Source organism: Flagellimonas abyssi (assembly GCF_019457905.1).
GTDB classification, from domain to species: Bacteria; Bacteroidota; Bacteroidia; order Flavobacteriales; family Flavobacteriaceae; genus Flagellimonas; species Flagellimonas abyssi.
Genome location: NZ_JAHZSV010000067.1, coordinates 1 through 7,880, shown reverse-complemented (window position 1 = coordinate 7,880; position 7,880 = coordinate 1). Strand labels below are relative to the sequence as shown.

The following is a 7,880-nucleotide window of genomic DNA, read 5'->3' as shown; positions in this document are numbered from 1 at the left end:
AAGAGGATTTGCTGTTGGTTTTTAAAAAGGACAGCCCTGAAACCCTTTGGCAGTTGGATTCAGGCCTGCCGGGCAACAACACCAAAGAGGGATCAACATTTGTCTTTTCGGAAGCTCCACCTCCGAACTCTGCCCTTAACAACGATTTTATCAACCGGTTCGAAGCTGGGGATGGCCGTTTGCAGGCCTGGGTGGGCCAGGTCGTTGGTGACGGTGAAACCTGGTACTATGCCAATAAATATAAGTTGAACACACCAAGCCCTAGTACGGAGGAATGCTCCGTTTTACTTCGGTTGTCCGAGCTGTATTTGATATGTGCGGAGGCCTATGCACATTTGGGCCAGGATGCTGAGGCGCTGGCTTATCTGAACCGGGTCCGACAGCGGGCATTGCTTGCACCGATTTCGGGACTGTCCGGTACAGCTTTGTTGGATGCAGTTTATAAAGAAAGGGCAGTGGAACTGTTTTCGGAGCAGGGACATCGGTTTTTCGATCTGAAACGGACCGCTAGGGCCGATGCCATTTTAGGTGCCATCAAACCGGAATGGGAGCCTTTTGCCATCAACTTGCCCATTCCCCAATCCGACCTTTTGTTGAACCCAAACCTGGCACCACAAAATGAAGGTTATTAAGATTATGTTTTGGATTAGCTCCATTGCCTCGGGAAGGAAACGCATTGTCCATAGGGCTCTTGCCCTAAGTGCGCTACTTCTTGGGGTGGCCTGCCCTCTTTGGGGGCAGGCCAATAATGGTATAGGGGCCTATCTGGAGGACAATCGGCTATTATTGGTGTTGGATAGGGAGATCATCGGAGAACCTATGTTGTTTGTAAGGCATCATAAAGGGCAATTGACGGTACGATGGTCACAAGTCGGCGAACAGGTGGTACTGACCCAACACCGAGTGCGTTCTGCCCTTGGCGAATGGATTCCCATTGATGCCGATTACAAGATCGAAGAACGGGTTCTGGGAAAGTTCAAGGTCATCAAGGATAAAAACGACACCTATGGTCTTACCATAGATGCTACCGAACTCATACTAGCCAATGATATCAAGTGGTTTGCCTATGATTCCCCTGAGCGCATTGATCTTCGAAAGTCATACATTTATAAGGTGGAGAAATTGGATGGGGAGACCATCATCCGAACGAAACGGACAAAGAATTCCGGCACTTCGTTCAGGACCATTGATGTGGATTTCAGTTTTTATCAGTTGCCCGATCGGCCCATGCGACCCCGATTGTTCGATCACCGGATGGGATACTATTTGGAAGATGTATGGGATGCCCAAAGAACGGATAATTACAAGGCGGCCATCATGCGTTGGCGCATGGAGAAAAAGGACCCGATGTCGGCGTTAAGTGAACCTGTGGTCCCGATCACCTTTTATTTTCACCCTGATGTTCCCGATGTCTGGAAACCCTATATCCGGGCGGGAATAGTGGCATGGTCGGCCCCTTTTGAAGCAGCTGGGTTCAAGAATGCCATTGAGGTACGGGACTTGCCGGAAGGAGTGCCAAGTGGTCACAGTGTGACCTATTCCATGATCCGATGGGAGAATTTTTCAGGGGTTCGTGGATCGGAAAAGGAAAGCGGGTCAACGGCGAAAATGATCGTGGACCAACGAACGGGAGAAATCCTTAAGGCCGATATTCTGATCAGTTCCTCCGCGCGCAGTCTTGTTGAGGAATATGTGGTGCGCTGTGCGCCCATGGATGCACGGGCACAACGATATCCCGTGCCCGAATCCTTGGTAGGGGAGCTTTTTCAATATGTGACCTCCCATGAAACCGGCCATGCCTTGGGGCTTATGGATGGCAATTACGGGGAATATGCCTACCCCGTGGAGAAAATACGGAATGTGCAATGGCTCCGGAAAATGGGGCATACGCCAAGCATCATGAGCTATGCAAGGCATAACTATATTGCACAGCCCGAGGATAGCATTCCTAGGTCATTGTTGTTGCAAAAGGTAGGGCCTATGGACGTTTTCCAAATTAAATGGGGCTATAGCAACTTCCCTAAGGTTACTTCCCCATTTGAAGAGCGACCTATTTTAGATAGTATTATCCTTGCCCATGATAGTATTCCTTGGTTTCGGTTCAATGCCGATCGGTATGGTAGGATAGGGCCGGGGAACACCCATGAGGCAGTGGATAATCGTGACCCCATTACGAGCACGGAACTAGGGCTTCGGAATATGGAAAAAGTGATAGGGCTATTGCCAAAGTTGAACCGTGACCAACTGGATGATGCCCTTTTGAAACGGCTTTATAAGAAAACCTTGGAGCTCTGGTTCTATGAAATGCGTCATGTGCTTTCCCTTGTGGGTGGTTATACGATCCATTATAAATCAGGGGCTCAGCCCGGTGCCGTATATTCACCCATTTCCATGGAGGAACAGGGAAAGGCCCTTAGGTTTTTGCTCCAAAATGCCTTTGTGGTACCCCAATGGTTGGAACATCCCAGTTTTGAATATCGACTTGATGAAATAAGGGGTTCCGATATGTTATTGGTCTATCAATTACAATTATTGTCGGAACTGTTGGGCGTATCCCGAATGGGGAGGTTGGAACATATGGAGAGGAATCACCACTATGAAGCAGTACTATGGGGAATGATCAGTATGTTACAGGAAGGCTTGTTTCAAGAATTGCAAGATGCCAGGGCTGACATTTCGCCAAGACGTCTAGCATTGCAAAGGGCCTATATTGAAATCCTGTCGTCCCATGTGCGCTCTGAATCACCTTCAAGTAGGCTTTCCATGGAACAATTGCAACGTTTCCCAAGCCAATATGTCAAAAGTGAATGTCGTTTTGGTTTAAGGCAGCTTCAAAAAAAAATGGAAATGGTAATAAATGAGGTGGAGAATGGACAGCAAAAAGAACATTTACGGGCATGCTTGAACAGGATCAATTCCTGTTTATGATGATCCAAACAAATAAAAGGGAGCCAAAAAGCTCCCTTTTTCAAAGACCTATTGCCTTTTCAGTTGAACGGTACAACTGGTACCTGCCCTGTAAACGTCCTCCAAACCGAATTGGCAGACGTTCTGCCCCGTGATGGAGCAATCGTCAACCGAAATGGGTTGACAGGGTTCGTTGGGGTCTGGATAGTATTCCCCAAGGATCATGTTCTCATCAAGGACTGAGTTGTCCTTCATGGTAAAGGCACTTGCGGCCACTGCGAATACAATGGCAAATGCCGGAATCAAAAATTTGAATTTTCTCATCGTGTTACATTTAAATTATGATCTACTCTGTTCTCGGGTTTTCGATCTTCTCCCGCTATCGGCCGATAGGTTTTGGAGACGCCTCCAATTTTATGCATTAAGTCAGTTCACCCATACTAGTGTCGCAGTTCATAAACGGATAAGCTGTTCCCAACAAGTGCATAGAGCAGATTGTCAACTACTTTGATTTCCCTGATTTTTTCCCGTTCTGTTTTGTGTAGGTATGTGCTGAACTCATAGGTGCCTTTTTTCCAATCGTATACATCCAGTATGCTGGCTTGTTTCAGTATATCCATGTTCTCATACTTGCCCAATCGATTGGAAATGATATAGACACGGGAGCCCTCTAGGGATGAACTGTTGTTGATGATAACAGGAGGGGCCAGCATTTCGGATATTGGTCCTTCCTTCAATGAAGTCACTTCGATTTGTGCCTTGGTGACGGTATCCAGCGTGTTTTGTCGCTTTATAATATTAAGATGGGAATCAAGTACAATGAATTCGTTCCGGTAATAATAAGAATAGAGAAGCAAGCTATGGTCGGGGGTACTTGTCATGGCACCATCCACATCAAAAACCCCGTCTATCTGTTTTTCCAAAATTTCTGGTTCAAGAGAAGCCAATGCATTTGTGTCGAAATGAAATGAGCCAAGGGTGATGGACTGAGAATCAGTATCAAATGTTCTACAGACCAGTTCAGTCTTACCAATAGGTATGGCTTTATCGAAAAAGACGGGACTCATATTCGAGTCCTGTATGCTCCAATCTCCTAGATGGCCCCTCAAGACAATGGGAACGGTTCCATCAAACAGGAAAAAATAGGGTTGTAGGACGCTGATTTGCACATTCCGAAATTGTAATTTCTGATTGTTTACATGTAACCTGATATGCGTCGTGTCCAGCGATTTTAAGTCGATCTGGAGTACATGAAATGCGGCTGTACCATTGCCCAAATACAAATTATTGTTGTCGTAACCAGCTATATAATATGAATTATATCCAAGATCAAGGTCAAATTTTTTGGCAATGGCATGTGGAGGGATTCTTCGGGTAAAGGCATTGTTACGGTGCACTTGACGCTCCGAGGAGAGGAAAAGAGCGATGACCAATCCCATACCCAGACTTGAGGTTCCCAAAAGTTTTACTGCGGTTTTTCCTTTTTTCATGATATACTTGTTTTGAGGGTTGGATGTGCTTCCAATAGTATAATTCCAATGATGGCCAGTGCAACAAAAAATAGGTTGAACACAATATGTTCCGTCCATCCCAAATCTTCGAGTACACCACCGCAGGAACAGGGAACGTAATCGCTAAAATTTAGGATAATGACGATATATGTGGTGAACATCACCATCAGGGCAAAACTGCCATAGAAGGCCGCCAATCGTGATCCATTGAACAACAACAGCAAGGCCAAAAGGTATTCCACACCGGGAACCAACCAGGCCACCCCATCCACATAGGCCGTCAGAATCGGGGACTGCCCCAATTGCACTTTGAACTGCCCGAAATCCCAAAGTTTGCTGGTCGCCGCATAGATGAACAGCATGACAAACAGGAGGCTGATGGTCTCGACGATACGATGGCTATGTTTTTGATCCCATTTCATTTTATTTGTAACCGTTTGATTTACAATGTAAAATTAAGGGGTCAAAAGGATCTCTAAGGGATTATTTAGGCTCTGAAAAGGATTATTTTGACAGTCTTCTCAACACAGAGGGACTATATCCATACCTTTTTTTGAATTCCCGCGCAAAGTGGTTGCCCTTTTTGAAACCTACGGTCTTGGCAATGGCAAGGATGGTCTTGTTGGAGTGCTCTATCAGGATATGGGCCTTTCGAAGCCGTTCATGTTTTTGAAATTGAAAGGCCGTCATGCCGAAAAGCTCCTTGAATCCTTTTTTGAACTTGTACTCGTTGGTATTGCAAAAATGGGCCAGCTCTTTGATGGAGGGCAGTGGCATATCCAGATTGTCCATGATATGCTGTTTGGCTTTCCTTAGGTTCTCCAAATCCACAGCACGGAGGATATGGGTATCCGTTTTTTGTGGTTTTGGTAAAAGACCATGGGCCTGTAATTGTTGCTTCAGTTTCTTCTGTAGGAATCCCTGATTCGTCTCCTCTTTCTTGACCAGATCAAAGGACGTCACCTTAAAAGTTCCCTTTTTGTCTTCTTGTTCCGGGAAATAGATCACATGACAATGGGAGGAGAGCTGGAGTCCCGATCGTTCGGTAAAGGTCAACCGTAGGGTCAGTTCCCAAATCCGGTCTTTTGGAGCCGAATTCAGCAATTTTTTCCATCCCTTTTGGTGGCTCTTGTCCAACAGTTCCACAAAGGGACGCCCGATCAAGGCCCCTTCTTTGTAGTGCAATAGTGTATCGACCGTAGGATTGGTTTTGATAATTTGACCTTTGCCATCCAGTTCAAAGTACAATTGAACGACCATTTCATAGGAATTGGGCATTTTGATAAAGCCTTGGTGCAGAAAGGCGTCCCTGAGTTCCTCGGTAGTGGAATTGACCAAAAAGGTCAGGGCCTCCAGTGCATCGTTTTTGTCCGTTCGTTCGATCTGGTAGGAGAAGTTCCCATTGGCGATATGTACCAATTGGTTGTAGATATCCTCCAATCGTTTTTTGTTCTCTGGGCTGTCCATAATCGTTTCCGTGTTTTAGATCTATAATCCACTGGAAACGGTATACGCTACCTATCGAGAGTGTAATAGGTACTTGCGGGCCGTTTCCATGTCGGGGAACACTTTGATGGGCGCTGAACGCATTCGGGTCGAAATATATTTGGAGAAGACCCGTTCAAGGGGCGTGGTCGCTACCAGGACAAGTTCCTGGACCAGTTCGGCACCTTCTCCGGATAGATAGTGCCAGGCTTCCTTTTCGATATGCCTGACCCCATTGATGTTGCAAAGGATGCGATAGGTTTTTCCCTGTTGCAGGAGCATGCGACGGGCCACCGTTTTTTTGGCTCCCGAAAGGTCAATGGATACCTGCTCTTTCCAAACAAAAAAGAGGATATCGTTCTCTAACCACATGGTGGCCAATTCGGTTTCCACAATTCTTTTCATCCTTTACGATTTCAAAAAGGGTGGTTAAAATAAAAAATTTCTAAAAATATTTTTAACAAGAAAAATCTTCATTTTTTAACAAAATAGGCTCCAAAATGTAAAAAAGCATATCTCTAAGGGATTATTTTTCATCCAACCTACCCTTGGTACACAAAAGGTTATGGATTTTGATTAGTTTGAAAAAGTGCTGTTTGATACCGATGCGGGTCAAGAGTCCAAATTAGGACAACTCATTTGGTACCGATTGGATTGATTTGAAGAATGTCCAGTTCAAAAGTTCCCAAAACATAAAAACGATGAGTCGTGACGATCTTCCTTTAAACAAATAAGGAAAGCGGGACAGCAAGTTTTTGGAGACTACTAAAGATTACCTATAATGAAATATCAAAAACTGCTATCGGAATTTGAGGGACAATTGGAGGCTTTAGAGAGCGGGAACGGTGATATCCTTTACAAAGCGGAGAAGGGTATAGTACTGGTTGAGAAGTGTATCCATAAACTGCAAAAACAGATTGTGGGCAAGGATTTTGAGACGCAGGCCGATGAGATCTATTTTTTTAAGCACGTCAAGCCCCAGATCTTCAGCAAGCTCATCTACTACATTAGGCTCTTCAGCATAGAGAGCAAACGTCCCCGGGGAAAGGATGTGGCCCAAGTCAAATATCTCCAACAGCAGATCGATAAGTTGCAGACTTTCTTCAATGACAATCTGGAATTCTATAATTATTACCGGCGCGGGGCCATGTCCATGGACGAGCAGTATTTTGTCCGGGGCAACCGGGATCTGCGTATGCCCTTGGAATCCTTCCACTTTTTGATCGATGACCAGTTCTCTACCTGTCAGGACGGCACGGTGTCCACCATCATGGCATACGATATGCTCATCGTGTACCTGAGAAAGGAAGTGGACGATTTGAATAACAATATGGAACCTACAAAGAACACACCTATGGAAAAACCATCAAAACTATTTTGGACTGGGAGCAAGACCGATCTGATCGAGCTCCTTTATGCCCTACACACCAGTAAATGCATCAATGGCGGCACCGTTGACATCAAGGAACTGGCCTCGCATTTCGAATACTTTTACAATGTCGATCTGGGCAATTACTACCACACCTTTATCGATATCCGTTCCCGCAAGAGCAGCCGGACACGCTTCTTGGAACGGCTTATCGAGATGCTCAATCAGCGGATGGAATCGCTGGAAGAATAGGCCTTGACTTTTTCCCTAGTTGGTACCAACTTGGGAATTTTGGTTTTCGGGGGTTTTGGCACCCCTTTTTTCCAATTTTCAGGCTTTTTTGTACCTCCCAAAAATCCAAATGGCGCTAAATCGATGCAAATTATAGGATAAAAAAATCGTTACCAAGTTGGTACCAACTTGGGAAGTTTTTCCAAGAACCTTTTTGAGTTTTGTCCTTGAAAGTCAAATCGATGGAAGGGCCATTAATTGAAATGATAGTAATGCGATGGTCCTTCTTTTTAAAAACTCAGAAATTATGGGAGCGACCATTATTACCTCGGAAGACCTGATGGAGTTCAAAGTGGAACTTTTGGAGGACATCAAGG

8 protein-coding genes are annotated in these 7,880 nt (G+C 45.2%); 3 read left to right on the top strand and 5 right to left on the bottom strand.

Annotated features, from left to right (window positions below; translation table 11 throughout):
• A partial coding sequence (locus tag K1F36_RS19630) for a RagB/SusD family nutrient uptake outer membrane protein (protein ID WP_220115306.1) occupies positions 1-632 on the top strand: 632 nt, incomplete at its 5' end.
• Positions 619-2,928 (top strand): zinc-dependent metalloprotease, encoded by a 2,310-nt coding sequence (locus K1F36_RS19625; RefSeq protein ID WP_220115305.1) that lies wholly within the window; start codon positions 619-621, stop codon positions 2,926-2,928. The genes K1F36_RS19630 and K1F36_RS19625, both read left to right, overlap by 14 nt.
• Before the next feature lie 48 nt (positions 2,929-2,976).
• Here K1F36_RS19625 and K1F36_RS19620 read toward each other — a convergent pair whose 3' ends face one another.
• The 5 genes from K1F36_RS19620 to K1F36_RS19600 form a co-directional block, all read right to left on the bottom strand.
• Complete coding sequence (locus K1F36_RS19620; protein WP_220115304.1) at positions 2,977-3,231, bottom strand: DUF6520 family protein; 255 nt, start codon at positions 3,229-3,231, stop codon at positions 2,977-2,979.
• A gap of 116 nt (positions 3,232-3,347) precedes the next feature.
• A complete protein-coding gene (locus K1F36_RS19615) occupies positions 3,348-4,397 on the bottom strand; it encodes a hypothetical protein (protein WP_220115303.1) in 1,050 nt (349 codons plus the stop codon).
• Positions 4,394-4,840 (bottom strand): MauE/DoxX family redox-associated membrane protein, encoded by a 447-nt coding sequence (locus K1F36_RS19610; protein ID WP_220115302.1) that lies wholly within the window; start codon positions 4,838-4,840, stop codon positions 4,394-4,396. Before K1F36_RS19610 ends, K1F36_RS19615 begins: the two co-directional genes overlap by 4 nt.
• 82 nt (positions 4,841-4,922) lie before the next feature.
• Complete coding sequence (locus K1F36_RS19605) at positions 4,923-5,885, bottom strand: helix-turn-helix domain-containing protein (RefSeq protein ID WP_220115301.1); 963 nt, start codon at positions 5,883-5,885, stop codon at positions 4,923-4,925.
• 51 nt (positions 5,886-5,936) lie between these two features.
• Positions 5,937-6,308 carry a DUF7793 family protein gene (locus tag K1F36_RS19600; RefSeq protein ID WP_220115300.1) on the bottom strand — a complete coding sequence of 124 codons (372 nt, stop codon included), beginning with the start codon at positions 6,306-6,308 and terminating at the stop codon, positions 5,937-5,939.
• 376 nt (positions 6,309-6,684) lie between these two features.
• On the opposite strand from K1F36_RS19600, the gene K1F36_RS19595 reads away from it, so the two are divergent.
• Positions 6,685-7,524 carry an RteC domain-containing protein gene (locus K1F36_RS19595; RefSeq protein WP_220115299.1) on the top strand — a complete coding sequence of 280 codons (840 nt, stop codon included), beginning with the start codon at positions 6,685-6,687 and terminating at the stop codon, positions 7,522-7,524.
• Positions 7,525-7,880: the final 356 nt, after the last annotated feature.